Genomic DNA, 17,441 nt, shown 5'->3' on the forward strand with positions numbered 1-17,441 from the left:
TCTTTACTTACACCAAACCTGTATGATTTGACATGAAAATAGTAACTGATTGACCACCGCATAATCATCCAAATCTAAATGAAAGAGCTCTTTAATTTTTAATATCCGATAGTTAATGGTATTACGATGCAGATACAGATAATTTGAGGTTGCTTTTATACTTTGTTTCATTCTTAAATAAACATTTAGTGTATTTAAATAGTCTGTTTCAAACTTTTTATCATATTCATAAATGTTTAAAACTGTTCGATGACAAAAATATAGTAATTCTTCTCTTGGAATCTGCCTTAGTAAATCATAAATTTTAACCTGTTCATAAAACACATATCTATCAAAATCATCTAACAAATACTTACGATTCTCATAAGCACTAATCGCCTGATTCTCATACCGTTTAAACTCAAATAACTCATAAAAAACATCGCTAATGCCAAGAATCAACTGTTTAAACTTTAAATAATCATTTAGCTCCTTATTAAATAAGCCCGCCCTCTCCTCCACCAAAATAATCAAAATTTTATCCACAACAATAATGGTTGAACCCGGAAAATGGGATAAAAGTTCATGCTTAAAATCATCTTCATCTGCATTATAGGATAAAAAATCGTTTAAATCTGAGCATAATACTCGATATGTCGACGTCATTTTTAAATGACTAAATTGAACCCGTTCATAAAGATGAATACGATTAATATAGTTGTCACGTCGTAATTCTAATAAAATATCTTCATTTTGAAGCCGATCACTTGGTGGCATTAATTTTTGTTGGATTAGAAGTTCCTTTGCTAACACTTGGCTAACGAAGTAGTAACATTCCTCATCTAAATCATCAAAATCATGTTTTACTTCCGTAATATTAAGATACCCTAGTAATTGATGATTAATCTCAAGTTTATAAAAACGACGTCTTCGTTCATTGATTTGATCAACCGTCATGCATTCATATTTTCGATTCTTATCTTTTAATGTGTGCCAATGATTTAACGTCGTGGCAAATTCAAGGGTAATATAACCTCTACTAACTGCATTGTTCCAAATCAAATCATCTATTTTAATACAGGAAGAATGAGCAATAATATTGTAAGAATTATTAATAATAACCAGTGGGTTATTTAAATACTTCGCAGCTTTATCGACCACTTGTTCAAACGATTCTCCTTGCAAAATGGATTGTATTAATTCCTCTTTCACATTCTCTCTCCTTTGTGCTAGTAGCCTAATACCTCATCTACTTTCTAGGCTATGCTCACATTTTCCGTTTATGCCTTCAGTGCTATAATGTTAGCGTAAGTTAATTAATGATTTTTTTCACAAAAATGAGGGGGGCTTGTAAAATGTTTGATTTCAAAGGTAAAACAATCTTAGTAACGGGTGGAGCTCAAGGAATTGGGAAAGAAACTGCAAGAGGAATTGTTGAAGGTGGCGGACATGTCGTTATTTTAGATATTAACGAGGCAGTCGGATTAGCAACGGCAGAGGAACTTGGAAATGCTTCTTTTTATAAAATCGATCTTGGAGACTGCGATAATATCCGTTCAGTTATTTCAACTGTCTTAAATGATTTTGATCGAGTACACGGTTTAATCAACGTCGGAGGTGTGATTTCAAAATTACCATTTCAAGAAATTAGTGATGCAGAATGGGAAAGAACCATTCGTATTAATTTGACCGGTACTTTCACCACTTGTTCAGCTATTTATCCTTATTTTATTGAGAAAAAAGGGGGACGCATCGTTAATGTTTCATCTGTAGCTGGAAAAATTGGAGGGGGATTGCTTGGAACAGCAGCCTATGCTTCTTCAAAAGCTGGGGTTAATGGCCTAACAAAGGCTATCGCTAAGGAAGGTGGAAAATACGGAATTAGTTGTAATGCTGTTTGCCCATCATTTACTCATACGGCAATGACAAAAAGTTTATCTGAAGATGCACAGAAAAATGCAAAAGTTATTGGTATGATTCCACTTGGGCGTGCTGCTGAACCCGTTGAGATTGCTCAAATGATTTTGTTCTTTGCTTCTGATGCAGCAAGCTTCGTTAACGGTGAGATTGGGGACTGTGATGGTGGTATTGTATTAGACTAATCGGAGGGGATCATAATGGCAAAACTAAAATACAAACGATTTCCGGGAGACACGATTGTTGTCCCAATGCTAATTGGCGTTTTACTAAATTCATTCGTTCCTCAAGTTTTAGAAATTGGGGGATTCTTTACAAATGCTGTGCATGGAACAGGTGCTTTGGTTGGAATCTTCCTATTCTTTTTAGGAGCCAGTATTGATATTAAAAGTACACCACGCGCTATAAAAAAAGGGGCCGTTGTCATTGTCACTAAAGTATTAATGTCAGTTTTGTTAGGGCTTGGGGTGGCCTTCCTATTCAATGACAATTTCTTAGGATTGTCAGCTTTAGCTATTATTAGTGCCATCTCTGTTGCAAACAACGCACTTTATTCAGGGATTGTAGCACAGTACGGTGACGATTCTGACAAAGGGGCTGTAGGAATTACATCTTTAAGTGTCGGACCTACTGTTACGATGATTGCTCTAAGTTCTGCTGGCCTTGCAAGTATTTCAATCTGGCCAATCATCGGATCGATTTTACCGCTTATCCTTGGATTAATTCTAGGAAGTTGCTCGCCATGGCTTAAGAAAAATCTAAGCGCTGGGGTGACTCCAAGTATTATCGTCGTTGGATTTGCACTTGGTTGTGGAATGTCGATTCAGCAATTATTCCAAGGTGGGTTATCTGGAATTTTACTTGGATTAATTACGGTCTTTATTGTTGGGGCTATTACAATTGGAGCTGATAGATTAACAGGTGGTTCAGGAATTGCCGGAGCTTCAATTTCAAGTACTGCAGCCAGTGGCGTTGCTAATCCTGCCGCTTTAGCAGCGGTTGATCCAACTTATGTCTTAATTGCTCCTGTTGCTACCGCTCAAGTTGCTGCTTCAGTCATCATTACAGCCTTTTTAACACCAATGCTCACAAGCTTTGTTGCCAAACAAAATGAGAAAAAAGCTCAAAAGACGGTTTAACAACCGTCTTTTTCAATGCAAAAAAATAATGATCAACAATAGCAATATTCATGAAAGACTTGGACATAATAAAGTTGATATTATATCAGGAGGTTTCATGATGAATAATAAACAAGCTCAATTTTTAGACTATATTTTAAAACGCGTTCAAGATGGAAAAGTCGATGAAGCTCAAAAATTAGTCAATGAATGTTTTAAAAAACAAGAAGCAGGAACATTTACACGTGCCGATATTGGTGCCTTTATTCCTCAAATTACAGTCTTAATAAAACCAAACCATGTAGATGAAGTCCACAATGTCTTACATGAATTTGCAGCAAGCTTTAAAACAAATCAAGAATAATCCAAAAAAGTTCAAGACGCTTAACGCATCTTGAACTTTTTAACTATATATAATCACATTTTCTTCACTTCTCTACTTTCATGCTTTCTACGTATTAATTAGTAATAAAAATATTTCAATAACGATAAAAAAACAAGTTATGCGTAAACTAAATGGTATCTAAATATACTAAAGATAGGAGGATTATCATGAACGATAATAAGATAAAGTAATCGATAGAAACTCTGAGTGCAGGATGTAGCGGGCTATCTTGGATTAGTGAGGATCAAAAACATTTTTGGGGGAGAAACTTCGATTTCAATCGCATTGCATCAAATAGCAAAATAACCTTTGTTCCAAGTGGCACAACTTTCTACGCTTGTGGAACAGCTATTGAAAAAAATCTAGATGAATCAACCAAGTTAACCTCTTCATATGGTGTGTTAGGAATGGGATCCTTAATCTTAAAAACAACTCCAACTTTTTTTGAAGGCATTAATGAGAAAGGATTAATGGGGGGCAACTCTACTATCGTGAGTTTGCTAAATATGCTGATGAAGTGAAGGAAGGAACCATCCCCTTACAACCTATCTTTGCCGTTACTTACTTCTTAAGTATGTGTGCTACCGTCGAAGAAGTCATTTCAAAATTAGAAAATGATGTTACACTTATCGCAAAGCCTGTCTTCGGGGATATCCGTAATACTCACTGGATGTTTAGTGACCGTACAGGAGAAACCATCATCATTGAACCTGATGTAGATAAACTGAAGATTCACCGACATTCAATGGGCGTCTTAACAAATAGTCCAAATTACGATTGGCATCGTACCAATTTATTAAATTACTGCAATATACGAAGTCTCGATTATTCAAGCGTTACACTGAATGACGATACGATTGAAGCCTGTTTCTCAGGGAGCGGAGCAGCTGGACTGCCAGGAGATTTTAGCTCGCCATCTCGATTTACACGTTTAGCCTTCCTCAAAAATTACGCCTGCAAAGGAAAAAATGAAACCGAAGCTGTTACCTATATGTTCCAAACATTTAAAAACGTTCAATTTCCAATGGGGATCGTTGAAGTTGGCGAAGATAAAACCATTACGGAGCATGATAGTGGCGTCGTTTTATTTGATTACACGATTTACACTGCCGTTATGTGCTCTGAATCTCTTCGCTATTACTGGGTAAGCTACCAAAACATGCGTATTCAATGTGTGGATATGAACCCATTAATTGAGAAAAAACAAGCTGTTCAATTCGAATTAAATCCTATAAATGACATCAAATATCTTAATTAATACAAAAAGAGCCTCTTTAGACAATCCTAAGAGGCTCTTTATTTGTTTAAAAGATTTCAAGACTCTCAAATCTTCATCGATAAATTTTTCTCATGAGACATACCTTATTCAAAATTATTCAATAACGCCACCTTCAACCACAATATTATCAGGCGTTGCCGCATCACCATAAACTGGCGCTAATGTTTCTTCATAATCGGCATGGAAGAAATCCTCTTTTCCAAGCTCTACAATCTCATTATTTAACCACTCTAATAACTCATCATTGCCTTTTTGGACAGCTGCTGCAATCGTATCAATACTTCCTAATGATTCAACTCCAACACTAAATCCTTCATTTTCAAGTGCCCATGCTAATACTTCTGTATTATCAGTCGAAAGAGCATCTCCACGACCATCGAGTAGCGCATTATAGGCTTCACTATATTGATCAAATTTTAATAAATTTACATTTGGATAATTTTCAGTAAAATAAGTTTCTGCTGTTGTTCCTTTACTAACAATGAGCGTTTTCCCATTTAATTGTTCGACATCTGTAATTAACGCATCATCTGGAGAAACAACTCCTAGTGCCACTTTCATATAAGGTAAAGTAAAATCTACTTTTTCTTTTCTTTCCTCAGTCACTGTAAAGTTTGCCAAGATAATATCCACTTTATTAGACACTAAATATTCAACACGACTTGCCGCTTCAACGGGTACGTACTCAACTTCTACGCCAAGGTCTTGTGCAATTCGATTCCCAAAATAAACATCATAACCTTGATAATCCCCATTCGAATCAACATAACCAAACGGTTTTTTATCACTAAAGACACCAATAATAATTTTTCCACTCTCTTGAATCTCTTCAATACTTCTCGCTTCTGATTGACTAGTATTTGATTCACCGCATGCCCCTAAAACTCCTAACGTTAATAAGAAACTCATGAAACATAAAAAAACTTTTTTCATTCTAAATTCTCCTTTCATTCAAACGTGAACAGATTTAAAAATTGTTTAGCCCGATTCGTTTTAGGATTCGTAAAAAATGTTTCTGGATCACTTTCTTCAATAATCTGTCCTTCATCTAAAAAAATAATTCGATCTGCAATCGCACGAGCAAACTGCATTTCGTGAGTTACAATGACCATCGTACTTCCCTCTTTAGCAAGTGAAAGCATCACATCTAATACTTCTCGTACCATTTCTGGATCAAGCGCAGCCGTCACCTCATCAAATAATAAAATTTCTGGTTTCATACAAAGTGCCCGAACAATGGCAACACGCTGTTTTTGACCACCTGATAGTTGGTGTGGATAAGCATTTTTCTTTTCTAATAACCCCACCCGTTCTAATAATTGCTCTGCTTCTTTCACCACCTCGACCTTATCCCGATTTTGTGCTTTAATAGGACCTAACGTAATATTTTGCAACACATTCAAATGTGGAAATAACTCGTAACTTTGAAAAACCATACCAATTTTTTGTCTAACTAAATGCATCTTTTTATGCTGATTGCTAATCACCTCATCTTCTAATAAAATTTCTCCTGCTTGAATACTCTCTAATCCATTCATACATCGTAGCAATGTACTTTTTCCACAGCCAGAAGGTCCTAAAACGACGACGACCTCCCCTTTTTTTATCTCTAATGACAAATTAGAGAAAATAATCTGATTATCATAACTTTTTGTAATCTGGTCTAGTTTTAATATCGTTGAGCTCATCTCTTCACCTCACTCCTCCCAATGCTTTTCTAGTTTTGTTGCAGCCAATGAAATCGGATAACAGATTAAAAAATAAAGTAGAAAAATAACCCCATATATCCAAAGAGCTGCCGTCGGAACTGTTAGTCGTGAAGCCTCAATAATTTGTTGTCCTACCTTTACGACCTCAACGACTCCAATTAAAACAATTAATGAAGTCGTTTTGATAATACGCGTCACTAAATTAATCGTTTGTGGAAGTAATCGTCTAATCGTTTGTGGAATAATAATATATTGATAAATTTGACGCTGATTCAATCCAATCGCCAACGCTGTCTCATACTGATGTTTCGGGATTGAATCTAAAGCCCCTCGTACTAAATCTCCCATTTCAGCAATTCCCCAAAAAGAAAACACTAAAATAGAGGCCACTTCTCCTGATAAATTAATCCCAAAAGATTTACTCAAACCAAAATAAGCTAAAAACAATAAGACTAACTGTGGAACAATTCGAACCGTATTTAAATAAAGACGACAGATTAGACGAACGACCTTTGTCTTCACTCTCATGAACATCCCCATTACAAGGCCCAAAACAACTGAAATCATCACAGAAATCAAAGAAATTTCTAATGTCACTCCTAGTCCTTGTAACAATCGAATGAAATTTTTTCCTTCAAATAAAACACTAATTCCCCACTCCTCCATAACGCACCTTCTTCTCAATAACACTTAAAATTAATGAAATAGGTAATAACAGTACTAAATACGCAACAACTAACATCAACAAGGACTCGTCAGTTTTATAATAAAGCCCGATTAATCCTTTTGCTACATACATTAAATCTGCTAATGCAACGACACTAAAGACAGATGTTTCCTTGATTAAAAAAATCACATTTGCACTAAAAGCAGGCAGCGAGACTGCTACTGCTTGAGGAAAAATAATATAACGTAAGACTTGCCATTTGGTTAAACCAAGGCTCAATCCCGACTCCATTTGAATGTCAGGAATGGACTCGAGTCCACTTCGAAAAGCCTCAGCCATATAACTCCCACCTAAAAAAGTTAATCCAAGTACTCCACATGCATATGAACTTAAAAAGATCCCTAACTTCGGTAATCCAAAATATAGAAAAAACAATTGAATTAATAACGGTGTATTCCTTGAAAGTTCTATATACATCCCAATCACACGTTGTAAAATTGGAATCTTATAATATCGAATTAAACAGCAGATAAATCCAACTAAAGTAGACAATAAGATTCCCAAAAGAGCGATACTCATGGTTAACTTAGCAGCCTCTACATACATCGGTGCATACGTTTTTATAAATTGAAAATCCATTATCTCCCTCCTAACTATAATCCTCTTGATATATAGTATATTAAGCCCAGAAAAATGTTCGTTAAAAATAAGAAAGTATTGAAATTAATCTACAAAAAAGCTCTCAAGAACAATCTTGAGAGCTTTTTTCATTTTTTAAAAGTAATCTGAAAAATAAGGTGTCTGTTGCTCAATCGCATCCTCTAACATATCTAATGTCTTTGAACTACAACTCAAACGACCAATCTTATGAAGATAATCAGGACGCTTATATCCCAGTAACATCGTCGTCATGGTTTGGATATCAATGCGATCCCCTGTTTTCACACTGGTACGTTTGATTTTACCGACACCCTCCGTATCAATACTTAGCGTAAAAGAGCCTTGATTCCACGAAAGAAGCGGATCATCCATTGTAAAAGTCCACTCCCTTGCAATCGTATCTGGCTTAAATGGATATTGTTCAATAAATTTTTCTAAGTCAACAATTCGTGCCATAAAATACGGTGAAATGGTCTCTTTAATATCGGCATCCTCAAGTAAAAAAGCTAATGGTTCATCCGTATACGTATTTCCAATTACTTTTTTTATCATTGAAAAATGGGCACTAATAAAATTCCAAAGTCCCGTCCTTGCTTCCTCATTTATAAAAATCATATCTTTAATATTAAAAATTTCGTCCTTAATAAAATAAAGAATATACCCATCGGCAAACCCTGCTTCATTATAATAAATAGCCGCCATTAAATCGTCACTATCCCATAGAAAATATTCATTCCATGCTAAATCATCACGAAGTAAGGCACCATGAGTTTGATAAGCAAAGCGTTCATATGCTTTTTTAATTTCTTCACTTTCAGCATCCACACGTTCAACTTCCCCACTCACGCGTCGATGCTTAGGCAATTGATAATCATTAATTTCATACACAATCTTATCTGATACAATCTCCCATCCTTTGCGTCTGTAATAAGGAATAGAATACGGATAAAGATAAGAAATAGGTTGGTTATGATTTTTCATATGTTTTAACGCTTCTATTAGTAATTTATGCATCAGTCCTTGGTTCGCATACTCAGGATAAGTTCCAACCCCTGTCACGCCCCCCATATCATATGTCTGATTAAAAATACGGACACGCATCGGATAAATCGCAACTTGCGAAATCAATTGGTCCCGATCAAACCAGCCAATCACATCTGCTCGCTCAAGCGTTGGGGATTTAGCTCGAATCATTTCTTTTTCCTGCCATCCAATTTCTTGAAGTTCTTGGTCTGTCACCTGAAATACATATCTCAGTAATTGATTGTACTGCTCTAAATGCTCTAATCCAACTTTACTCATTTTCAACTGTTTTTTTCTACTCATAAATCCGTCTCCCTTTATTTTTTACTATCTAAATAGCTGTTTAGTCATCCTTATAAATCGTTTTAATCTTTTTAAAATAAAACAATACGATAATCATATTTGTTAAAGGAAAAGCTAAGAACATTCCCTGTTCTGCTGAAATATTAAAAATATTAAATCTTGAAAAAAGAACCGAAAAAACAATAACTAAAGGAATGAGTAAAACAATTTGCCTTACCACCTCTAACTGGCTAGCCTTTGCTTCTTCTTTCGATACTTGCATAAACGTAATCAATGTATAAATGATTCCCATAAATGGAAATCCCGCTACCATAATTCTAAGGATCGGAATCGCAGACTGGATTAAACTCTCATCACTCGTAAAAATCATTAATAACGGTCTCGTCCATAAGAGACTGACTATCGTGATTACCAAAGCATAAATTAAACTATAATTCACAATTTTTTGTTTCGCTATTCTCTCAGATTGATGGTTCTGACGCCCATGGAAATACGCAATAACAGATTGACTCCCCTGTATTAACCCAATTAATGGTAACAAAATCACCGTATTTATATTATTACAGATGGCGAAGGCTCCAATTGACGAAACATATCCAAGTCCAATTAAACGACGATTAATAACAAAGCCACTGACACTATTAAGAGCTTGCATCAAAAACTGCACAAATCCAATTTTAATAATAGAAATCAAAATCTCTTTCGATGGATTAATAGTTAAATGGACCTTCTTCATCCACAGTTTTTTGTGCATTAAAAATAAAACGGCGCAACTAAAGTAGATGACACTACTTGTTAGTGTAGCAAAGGCAATCCCAATAAATCCAAGTCCTAAAATAAACGTAAAGAGCACGTTAAAGAACACATTACTGAGCGTTGAAATAACCCCGATAATAATTTCCATTTTAGGATAACCAAACACCCTAATCATATTAACTAACATATAACCGAGCGAATTAAAAATATTGAAAATTAGTGCCAAATTTAAATACTGTAAAGCATACCGTCTAACCTCACCACTCGCCCCTAAAACAAATAGCAACGGATCTTGTAATAAAAAAATTAATAGTGAAATAGCAATGCTAAACACTCCACAACCATAAAATCCAATCGTAAACGTTTCATTTACCTTTTCTTGATTCTTTTCACCTAATCGTTTCGAAACGACAATACTTGTGGATACCCCAAAAATCAGTTGAGCTGCTAGTAAGATTTGTAAGATAGGTGTTAAAAGCCCCATTGCTGACAAAGCAATACTACTCATACTTCCAAGGTGCCCCGCAAATGCTGTATCAATCATTGAAACGAATGACTCCAAAACTAAAGAAAAAATAGTTGGAAATGAAAATAGAACAATCAAATGTTGAATTGACTTATTTTCAAACAACTTTTCATGACTCATTGTATAACCCCTTTTTTTGCTAGAAAACTAAAATGCTCACTTTCTAATAATATTATATTCACTGTATTTTTTATTACCAGTTTTTTGACATCTATCATAAAAATCCCACTGACATATCTTTTCAGTGGGATTTTTATTTACTTTTCCTCAACTACTTTACGACCAACAAAATCAGCATATTGTGGTGTTCCTAAATGATAACCACCTGATACCTCCATAATATCCCCCGTTACATAAGAAGAATCATCGCTAGCGAAAAATAGAACCGCATTCGCCATGTCTTCAGGTGTTCCCATGCGATTTAAAGGAACATGCGATAAGAAAGACTTAATAAATTGTTCTGGCATATTATCAAGAGCTGCATCGGTTGCTGTTAAACCTGGTAATACCGCATTACATCTTATATTATAGCGCGCATACTGCATAGCGATTTGTTGAGTTATATTGTTAACGCCTGCTTTTGAAACACCATAACCAATACGAGAAATATCTGGGACCGTTCCACCAATCGATGAAATATTAACAATGCTTCCTTTTCCTTGTTTAATCATATGAGGAATCACCAGTTTAGAGATACGATAAACTGATCCGATATTCGCTTCTAAAATATCAAAAAAAGCTTTCTCATCTCCACTAACTAAATCTAAATCTACTTCCGGTCTTCCAGTTCCAAAATTATTAACTAAAATATCAATCTTACCTTGTTCCCTAATCACTTCTTCTACCATCGTTTCATAAGAATCAATGTTGTAGGCGTCAAAAAAGACAGGCTTCATTTTCAAACCCTCTTTAGCCACTTCATCACAAATTTCTTGAGTGACCTCTAAACGACGAACTCCCATATAAACAATGGCACCCTCACTCGCTAATTTTTTAGCACACGCTAACCCAATACCTCTTGTTGAAGACGTGACAAGAGCTATTGCATTCTCTAATTTTCGCATAAAAAAACCTCCAATCTAATCATTATAATTGATATTATGGAGGTTTTTTATACTCGATTTTTTATAACGTTACTTATATTGACTATCTCATTTCGCAAAGATACAAACTCAGGAGTGATAATAGCTTACTTCGTAGAGCGAGTCATTTACTGAGGACCACTTCGCGTAGTAGCTCATAACCAATCAAGTTTCACCTGTAGCTCACTTTCTTGGATGAACCTTGCATGGAGTGCGCTTATCCACACCAAAATTTCTTCTAATATTGGTCTCACGCAAGTGGCTTCATGCCATTTAGATTTCGCTTTTCAGCTCATCTTCATGGTGAAACTATTGCATAGAGTAGTGCTAACTGCTTACACGTTTTTACGTGTAAGCAGAGCCACTACTTCTACGTGACTTGTCTGAGGGAACATATCTACAGGTTGTGCGACTTCTAGTTGGTATCCACCGTCTACTAGAATTTTAACGTCGCGAGCTAGTGTTGATGAATCGCATGACACGTAGACGATGCGTTTTGGTGCTGCTTCTAGCATTGTGTCTAGTAATGTTTTATCGCATCCTTTACGTGGTGGATCGACGACGATGACGTCTGGAACGATTCCTTGTTCGATCCAAGCTGGAATAACTTCTTCTGATTTTCCTACTGCAAATTCTGTATTTTCGAATCCATTTAATTTAGCATTCATGTTTGCATCGGCAATGGCTTCAGGAATGATTTCAACCCCGTAAACTTTTTTGGCATGTTGTGCTAAGAATAATGTAATCGTTCCGATTCCACAGTAAGCATCGAATACGATTTCTTCTCCTGTTAGTCCTGCAAATTCAACGGCTTTAGAGTAAAGTGTTTCGGTTTGAACAGGGTTAACTTGATAGAATGAACGTGGTGAAATGGCGAAACGAATTCCGTTCATTTCATCATAAATATATCCTTCACCGTAAATGATGTTTGTTTTCTCACCTAAAATAGCATTTGTTACGTTTGGATTAATATTTTGAGCAATAACTTTAATCTGAGGGAATTTTTCTAATAAGCGTGACACAATACGATCCATATTAATGATTTTCTCTTTACGTGTCACTAAAATAACCATAATCTCATCCGTCTTAAATCCTGTGCGCACGATGACATGGCGTAAAATACCAGTATTCGACTCCTCATTATACGGACTTAGTTTTAAATCACGACAAATTCCACGCATCTCATGAATAATTTCATCTGAAATTTCAGTTTGAATTAAACAATGACGCATATCAATAATCTCATGGCTTCGTTTTTGATAGAACCCAGCCACTACATCACCATTAGCTAAACCAAATGGCACCTGCGTTTTATTACGATAACGCCAAGGTTCCTCCATTCCGATGGTCGGTAAAATATTCGCATCTTCAATATGACCAATGCGTTTGAACTGATTTACAACTGTATCATATTTCATTTGAAGTTGTCCTGGATAATTTAGATGCTGAACTTGACATCCACCACATTGTTTATAAATTTTACATGGCGGCGTCACACGGTCAGGACTCTCGACAAATAAATCAACTGCACGTCCAATGGCATACGTTTTTTTAACTAATGTTACTTTCATATTAACTTCTTCGCCTACTAGTGCATTTGTCACGAAAATAGGGAAACCATCAATTTTAGCAACACCTAAACCGTCATGTGTTAAACTTTCAATTTTTACATCATAATATTCATTTTTTACTACTGGTACACTTTTTTTCGACATTTTTCTATCACCTTTATTCACAAAGAGAGGGAGACTAAAATAAGCCTCCCCTGCCTTTTACTATTTCCAATCATATTTTCCTGTCTCAGGATTTAATGTTCCCCAACTTGGGTACTCTGCAATACTTGAAGGTTTAATTTCTTTATCTACTTCTAGCGTTGGAATTTCACCTAATGCTTCTTCTTGTTCTGCAGTTAACTCTGTTAAAGCATCCACACGTTTTTGAAAAGCGGCTGCTTCTTCAGGATAACTCGTTTGCATATAAGCGATATTTTTGTTAGCACGCTCAATATTAGCTACTGTAGGATATTCTTCAGCATATCCTACAACTTGCTCAACAATTGCAACGTCATGTTGTTTAATATAATCTAATTCTTCTGCACGATTTGTATCAACTAATGTCTTAGGATCTTCATTTGCCACAACTAATTGGAAGTTATAGGCCTGTGAAGAATTTGCATTAGCTTTATCCATTGCATCGATTAAATAATCTGAAATCTTCTCAGTGTTTGCCTGAGCAGTCGTAAGTGCTGTTGTTGAATCAACACGAACATCAATATAAACAATCATTCCTTCAACCGTAATATTAACAGATTGTACACCGGATAGACCACTTCCATAAGACTGTGCATCATTTATAATTGATTGATCAATTGTCACTAAACCATCTAAACGGTCACCATATTGCGGTTTTCCTGCTGCTTTAGTGGGTTCAATATAAAAATAACTGATGACATTGTAAGCAAATAAAACCGTTACAACCGCTAAGACTCCAATAAAACTATATAAGGCAATCTCATTTTTACTACGAGCTTTCTTTCCTTTAGACGTCTGAGTCTTTGGTTTTTCGTTCGTTGTGTTTTTCTTTTTCTCTGTTGCCATACGATCACTCCCTTTTCATGATTTGTTTATAAGTATCATCTTAGGATGTTATGATTTTTTTCATTTACAACTTATTATACCACACGTCGGCTTAGCATTCTGCAAAATGTTTTGCAAGACCACCTTGTGCTGTTTCACGATACTTCGCCATTAAGTCGTGACCTGTCTCTTTCATCGTTTGCATCACTTGATCAAGTGTAATTGTATGATATCCATCTGTTAACATGGCATATTTAGCTGCATCATAGGCACGTTTAGCCGCAACCGCATTACGCTCAATACAAGGAACCTGAACATAACCAAAGACAGGATCACATGTCATTCCTAAATGATGTTCAAGTCCAATTTCTGCTGCATACTCACAATGTAAGTTTGAAGCCCCTTTTAAATAAGCAACAGCTGCTGCTGCCATTGAACAAGCAGAACCTACCTCACCTTGGCATCCAACCTCTGCTCCTGAAATTGAAGCATTTGTTTTAATTAAGTTTCCAATTAATCCTGCTACTGCTAATGCATCAACTAATTGATCATCACTATATCCTTCAAATTGTTGAAGCGCAAATAAGGTTCCCGGAATGACACCAGATGCTCCACAAGTTGGAGCCGTTACAACAACATCTCCACTCGCATTTTGTTCAGACACGGCTAAAGCATAAGCATAAATTAAAACTGATAAATCTTCTGGCATTGATTTAGCATGCTCATGAAACTGTTTAGCACGACGTGGATAATTTAGTTTTCCAGGTAAATTTCCCTCAGCCTTTAAACCATTCTCTAACGTTTCACGCATCACCGTTAAAATCTCAACTAAATAAGGTTTAATATCCGATTCATGCTCATAGACATAGTCTGCTAATGTCCAATTTTTCTCTTCACACACTTTTAAAATATCAGCCATTGTTGAATCTGGATAAGCCGCTACTACTTCATTGCGCCCTTGTCCTTCCTCAATAATTGATCCTCCTCCAACAGAATAAACAGTCCAATCTCCTAATGCCTCACCTGCCTCGTTATACGCAATAAATTGCATGGCATTTGGGTGGAATGGACGGAAGTCTTCTGGACGCCATGTAATTTTAACAGGCTTTGGATCCATAGTTTTAATAATGATATAGTCAGTTAGGTGCCCTTCACCTGTTGCCGCTAAACTTCCATATAAAACTGCCTCATAAGATGAAGCCTCTGGATAACGTCCCATAAAAACTTTTGCTGCACGTGCTGGACCCATTGTATGAGAACTCGATGGTCCATTTCCCACTTTATATAATTCACGTAAACTTTCCATATCTTTACCTCTTTCCTTACTAAATGTCCGACAATGTTGTATACCTCAAGGTTTTCTATACCAATAAGACGTTAACAAATTCTTCCTCATTATCTTATTATAAGCCTAATTCAATTTTTAATTCAAGCATTGCATCACGTAACGTTGCAGCTGTTTCAAAATCAAGTGCTTTAGCAGCTTCCTTCATTTCTTTTTCTAATTTAGCCATCAGTTTTTCTTTATCTTTACGCGACATTTTCTTATCATATTTAGCTTCTTTCTCAACAACCTCAGTCGCTCGAATCACATCTCGAACATCTTTACGAATTGTCATTGGAATAATGCCGTGTTCTTCATTGAAATTCTCTTGAATTTCACGACGACGACTGGTTTCTTCAATCGCACGTTGCATTGAACCGGTCATCTTATCTGCATATAAAATAACACGACCATCTGCATTACGCGCAGCACGTCCAATCGTTTGGATTAATGAGCGATCACTACGTAAGAATCCTTCTTTATCTGCATCTAAAATAGCGACTAAGGATACCTCTGGAATATCAAGTCCTTCACGAAGTAAGTTGATTCCGACTAAAACATCATAAGTTCCAACACGTAAATCACGAATAATCTCAATACGCTCAAGCGTCTTAATTTCAGAATGTAAATAAGCGACTTTAATTCCAAGTTCTTTTAAATAATTCGTTAACTCTTCTGACATTTTAATCGTTAATGTTGTCACTAAAACACGCTCATTTTTTTCAATACGTTTATAGATTTCACCCACTAAATGATCAATTTGTCCACGACTTGGATGAAGCTCAATAATTGGATCAAGTAATCCAGTTGGACGAATAATTTGCTCAACCACTTTATCTGTACGGGCTAACTCATAATCACCTGGTGTTGCAGAAACATAAATCGCCTGATGAATTTTTTCTTCAAATTCATTAAATTGTAACGGGCGGTTATCAAGAGCTGAAGGTAATCTAAATCCGTGATTCACAAGTGTCTCTTTACGCGCACGGTCACCATTGTACATTCCTCTGACCTGAGGTAGCGTCACATGTGATTCATCCGCTACTAACAACCAATCATCTGGGAAGAAATCAAGTAAGCAATACGGAGTTGCTCCACGTTCACGAAGTGATAATGGACCAGAATAATTCTCGACTCCAGAGCAGAATCCCATCTCAGCCATCATCTCTAAATCGTAACGCGTACGTTGCTCAATTCGTTGCGCTTCAATTAACTTTTCTTCCGACTTAAAATATTCAATTTGTTGCTCTAATTCTTCTTCAATATTCTTAAGAGCGATTTTCATACGCTCTTCACCTGTTACGAAGTGAGAAGCTGGGAAAATGACAACATGTTTACGTTCACTTAACACTTCACCCGTCAACGTATCAATTTCACGAATACGATCAACTTCTTCTCCAAAGAACTCAATACGAATCGCATTCTTCTCTGTTGCAATCGGTAAAATTTCTACGATATCACCTCGAACTCTAAACGTCCCACGGTGGAAATCAATATCATTACGCTGATACTGAATACGAACAAGCTCTTTTAATAAATCATTACGTTCCATTTCCATTCCGACACGAATCGAAACCATCATACTCTTATATTCTTCAGGATCTCCAATCCCATAAATACACGAAACTGAAGCAACTACAATTACATCATTTCGTTCTAATAAGGCAGCAGTTGCCGAGTGACGTAATTTATCAATTTCATCATTTGTCTTCGCATCTTTTTCAATAAATGTATCTGAAGATGGAACGTAGGCTTCTGGTTGATAGTAATCATAATAACTAACAAAATACTCAACCGCATTATTTGGGAAAAATTCTTTTAACTCACTATACAGCTGACCAGCCAATGTTTTATTATGCGCCAGTACTAAAGTTGGCTTATTAACAGCTTGAACAACATTTGCAATCGTAAATGTCTTACCCGTTCCAGTTGCTCCAAGCAAAACTTGTTCTTTAACTCCATGCTCAATATTCTCAACTAGTTGCTTAATTGCCTTTGGTTGATCACCTGATGGAGAGTATTTTGAAACAATTTCAAACTTATTATTTGGCATTAAACGTCACCTCACATTATCCCCATTATATCATACCTAAAACACACGTACTATCTCTATATACAAGACGATAAACAATTCATA

17 protein-coding genes are annotated in these 17,441 nt (G+C 36.0%); 5 read left to right on the forward strand and 12 right to left on the reverse strand.

The window, feature by feature from the left end; translation table 11 throughout:
- Positions 1-3: 3 nt before the first annotated feature.
- Positions 4-1,191, reverse strand: coding sequence for a PucR family transcriptional regulator (locus HLK68_RS02695; protein WP_006784646.1), 1,188 nt, complete (start codon positions 1,189-1,191; stop codon positions 4-6).
- 143 nt (positions 1,192-1,334) lie between these two features.
- Between HLK68_RS02695 and HLK68_RS02700 the strand changes: the two genes are divergently transcribed.
- The 5 genes from HLK68_RS02700 (at position 1,335) to HLK68_RS02715 (ending at position 4,657) form a co-directional block, all read left to right on the forward strand.
- Positions 1,335-2,081 carry an SDR family NAD(P)-dependent oxidoreductase gene (locus HLK68_RS02700; RefSeq protein WP_009607116.1) on the forward strand — a complete coding sequence of 249 codons (747 nt, stop codon included), beginning with the start codon at positions 1,335-1,337 and terminating at the stop codon, positions 2,079-2,081.
- Between the two features lie 15 nt (positions 2,082-2,096).
- On the forward strand, positions 2,097-3,035 hold the full coding sequence (locus tag HLK68_RS02705) for a 2-keto-3-deoxygluconate permease (RefSeq protein WP_006784644.1): 939 nt from the start codon (positions 2,097-2,099) through the stop codon (positions 3,033-3,035).
- Positions 3,036-3,135: 100 nt separating this feature from the next.
- On the forward strand, positions 3,136-3,378 hold the full coding sequence (locus HLK68_RS02710) for a hypothetical protein (RefSeq protein ID WP_229040062.1): 243 nt from the start codon (positions 3,136-3,138) through the stop codon (positions 3,376-3,378).
- Between the two features lie 224 nt (positions 3,379-3,602).
- Positions 3,603-3,920, forward strand: a complete 318-nt coding sequence (locus tag HLK68_RS14785; protein WP_408058025.1) for a linear amide C-N hydrolase — start codon at positions 3,603-3,605, stop codon at positions 3,918-3,920.
- Entirely contained in the window at positions 3,866-4,657 is a 792-nt protein-coding gene (locus HLK68_RS02715) for a linear amide C-N hydrolase (protein WP_262942066.1), read from the forward strand. Before HLK68_RS14785 ends, HLK68_RS02715 begins: the two co-directional genes overlap by 55 nt.
- A gap of 114 nt (positions 4,658-4,771) precedes the next feature.
- On the opposite strand, the gene HLK68_RS02720 is transcribed toward HLK68_RS02715, so the two are convergent.
- The 11 genes from HLK68_RS02720 to uvrB form a co-directional block, all read right to left on the reverse strand.
- The gene (locus HLK68_RS02720) at positions 4,772-5,611 is read right to left on the reverse strand and encodes a cysteine ABC transporter substrate-binding protein (RefSeq protein WP_006784641.1); all 840 of its coding nucleotides are present in this window, start codon (positions 5,609-5,611) and stop codon (positions 4,772-4,774) included.
- A gap of 14 nt (positions 5,612-5,625) precedes the next feature.
- Positions 5,626-6,366 (reverse strand): amino acid ABC transporter ATP-binding protein, encoded by a 741-nt coding sequence (locus tag HLK68_RS02725; RefSeq protein ID WP_006784640.1) that lies wholly within the window; start codon positions 6,364-6,366, stop codon positions 5,626-5,628.
- A gap of 9 nt (positions 6,367-6,375) precedes the next feature.
- Positions 6,376-7,053, reverse strand: a complete 678-nt coding sequence (locus tag HLK68_RS02730; RefSeq protein ID WP_006784639.1) for an amino acid ABC transporter permease — start codon at positions 7,051-7,053, stop codon at positions 6,376-6,378.
- Positions 7,034-7,693: an amino acid ABC transporter permease gene (locus tag HLK68_RS02735; protein WP_006784638.1), complete on the reverse strand. Its 660-nt coding sequence runs from the start codon at positions 7,691-7,693 to the stop codon at positions 7,034-7,036. The genes HLK68_RS02730 and HLK68_RS02735 overlap by 20 nt, the downstream gene beginning before the upstream one ends.
- A gap of 135 nt (positions 7,694-7,828) precedes the next feature.
- Positions 7,829-9,040, reverse strand: coding sequence for a GNAT family N-acetyltransferase (locus HLK68_RS02740; RefSeq protein ID WP_006784637.1), 1,212 nt, complete (start codon positions 9,038-9,040; stop codon positions 7,829-7,831).
- A gap of 40 nt (positions 9,041-9,080) precedes the next feature.
- Entirely contained in the window at positions 9,081-10,442 is a 1,362-nt protein-coding gene (locus tag HLK68_RS02745; RefSeq protein WP_132942571.1) for an MATE family efflux transporter, read from the reverse strand.
- A gap of 137 nt (positions 10,443-10,579) precedes the next feature.
- On the reverse strand, positions 10,580-11,386 hold the full coding sequence (gene hdhA, locus HLK68_RS02750) for a 7alpha-hydroxysteroid dehydrogenase (RefSeq protein WP_132942572.1): 807 nt from the start codon (positions 11,384-11,386) through the stop codon (positions 10,580-10,582).
- A 353-nt stretch (positions 11,387-11,739) separates the two neighbouring features.
- Positions 11,740-13,119 carry a 23S rRNA (uracil(1939)-C(5))-methyltransferase RlmD gene (rlmD, locus tag HLK68_RS02755; protein WP_132942573.1) on the reverse strand — a complete coding sequence of 460 codons (1,380 nt, stop codon included), beginning with the start codon at positions 13,117-13,119 and terminating at the stop codon, positions 11,740-11,742.
- Between the two features lie 60 nt (positions 13,120-13,179).
- A complete protein-coding gene (locus tag HLK68_RS02760; RefSeq protein ID WP_006784633.1) occupies positions 13,180-14,001 on the reverse strand; it encodes a hypothetical protein in 822 nt (273 codons plus the stop codon).
- Between the two features lie 91 nt (positions 14,002-14,092).
- Positions 14,093-15,286 (reverse strand): L-serine ammonia-lyase, encoded by a 1,194-nt coding sequence (locus HLK68_RS02765; RefSeq protein WP_006784632.1) that lies wholly within the window; start codon positions 15,284-15,286, stop codon positions 14,093-14,095.
- A gap of 97 nt (positions 15,287-15,383) precedes the next feature.
- Positions 15,384-17,357 carry an excinuclease ABC subunit UvrB gene (gene uvrB / locus HLK68_RS02770; RefSeq protein ID WP_006784631.1) on the reverse strand — a complete coding sequence of 658 codons (1,974 nt, stop codon included), beginning with the start codon at positions 17,355-17,357 and terminating at the stop codon, positions 15,384-15,386.
- Between the last annotated feature and the right edge of the window lie 84 nt (positions 17,358-17,441).

The sequence above is a fragment of the Turicibacter sanguinis genome (assembly GCF_013046825.1).
Lineage (GTDB): Bacteria > Bacillota_I > Bacilli_A > MOL361 > Turicibacteraceae > Turicibacter > Turicibacter sanguinis.

Bases quoted from the DNA above. Each gene is read 5' to 3' on its own strand.
- HLK68_RS02700 (WP_009607116.1), top strand. From the start codon at position 1,335: ATGTTTGATTTCAAAGGTAAAACAATCTTAGTAACGGGTGGAGCTCAA.
- HLK68_RS02705 (WP_006784644.1), top strand. From the start codon at position 2,097: ATGGCAAAACTAAAATACAAACGATTTCCGGGAGACACGATTGTTGTC.
- HLK68_RS02710 (WP_229040062.1), top strand. From the start codon at position 3,136: ATGAATAATAAACAAGCTCAATTTTTAGACTATATTTTAAAACGCGTT.
- HLK68_RS02720 (WP_006784641.1), bottom strand. From the start codon at position 5,611: ATGAAAAAAGTTTTTTTATGTTTCATGAGTTTCTTATTAACGTTAGGA.
- HLK68_RS02725 (WP_006784640.1), bottom strand. From the start codon at position 6,366: ATGAGCTCAACGATATTAAAACTAGACCAGATTACAAAAAGTTATGAT.
- HLK68_RS02730 (WP_006784639.1), bottom strand. From the start codon at position 7,053: ATGGAGGAGTGGGGAATTAGTGTTTTATTTGAAGGAAAAAATTTCATT.
- HLK68_RS02735 (WP_006784638.1), bottom strand. From the start codon at position 7,693: ATGGATTTTCAATTTATAAAAACGTATGCACCGATGTATGTAGAGGCT.
- HLK68_RS02740 (WP_006784637.1), bottom strand. From the start codon at position 9,040: ATGAGTAGAAAAAAACAGTTGAAAATGAGTAAAGTTGGATTAGAGCAT.
- HLK68_RS02745 (WP_132942571.1), bottom strand. From the start codon at position 10,442: ATGAGTCATGAAAAGTTGTTTGAAAATAAGTCAATTCAACATTTGATT.
- hdhA (WP_132942572.1), bottom strand. From the start codon at position 11,386: ATGCGAAAATTAGAGAATGCAATAGCTCTTGTCACGTCTTCAACAAGA.
- rlmD (WP_132942573.1), bottom strand. From the start codon at position 13,119: ATGTCGAAAAAAAGTGTACCAGTAGTAAAAAATGAATATTATGATGTA.
- HLK68_RS02760 (WP_006784633.1), bottom strand. From the start codon at position 14,001: ATGGCAACAGAGAAAAAGAAAAACACAACGAACGAAAAACCAAAGACT.
- HLK68_RS02765 (WP_006784632.1), bottom strand. From the start codon at position 15,286: ATGGAAAGTTTACGTGAATTATATAAAGTGGGAAATGGACCATCGAGT.
- uvrB (WP_006784631.1), bottom strand. From the start codon at position 17,357: ATGCCAAATAATAAGTTTGAAATTGTTTCAAAATACTCTCCATCAGGT.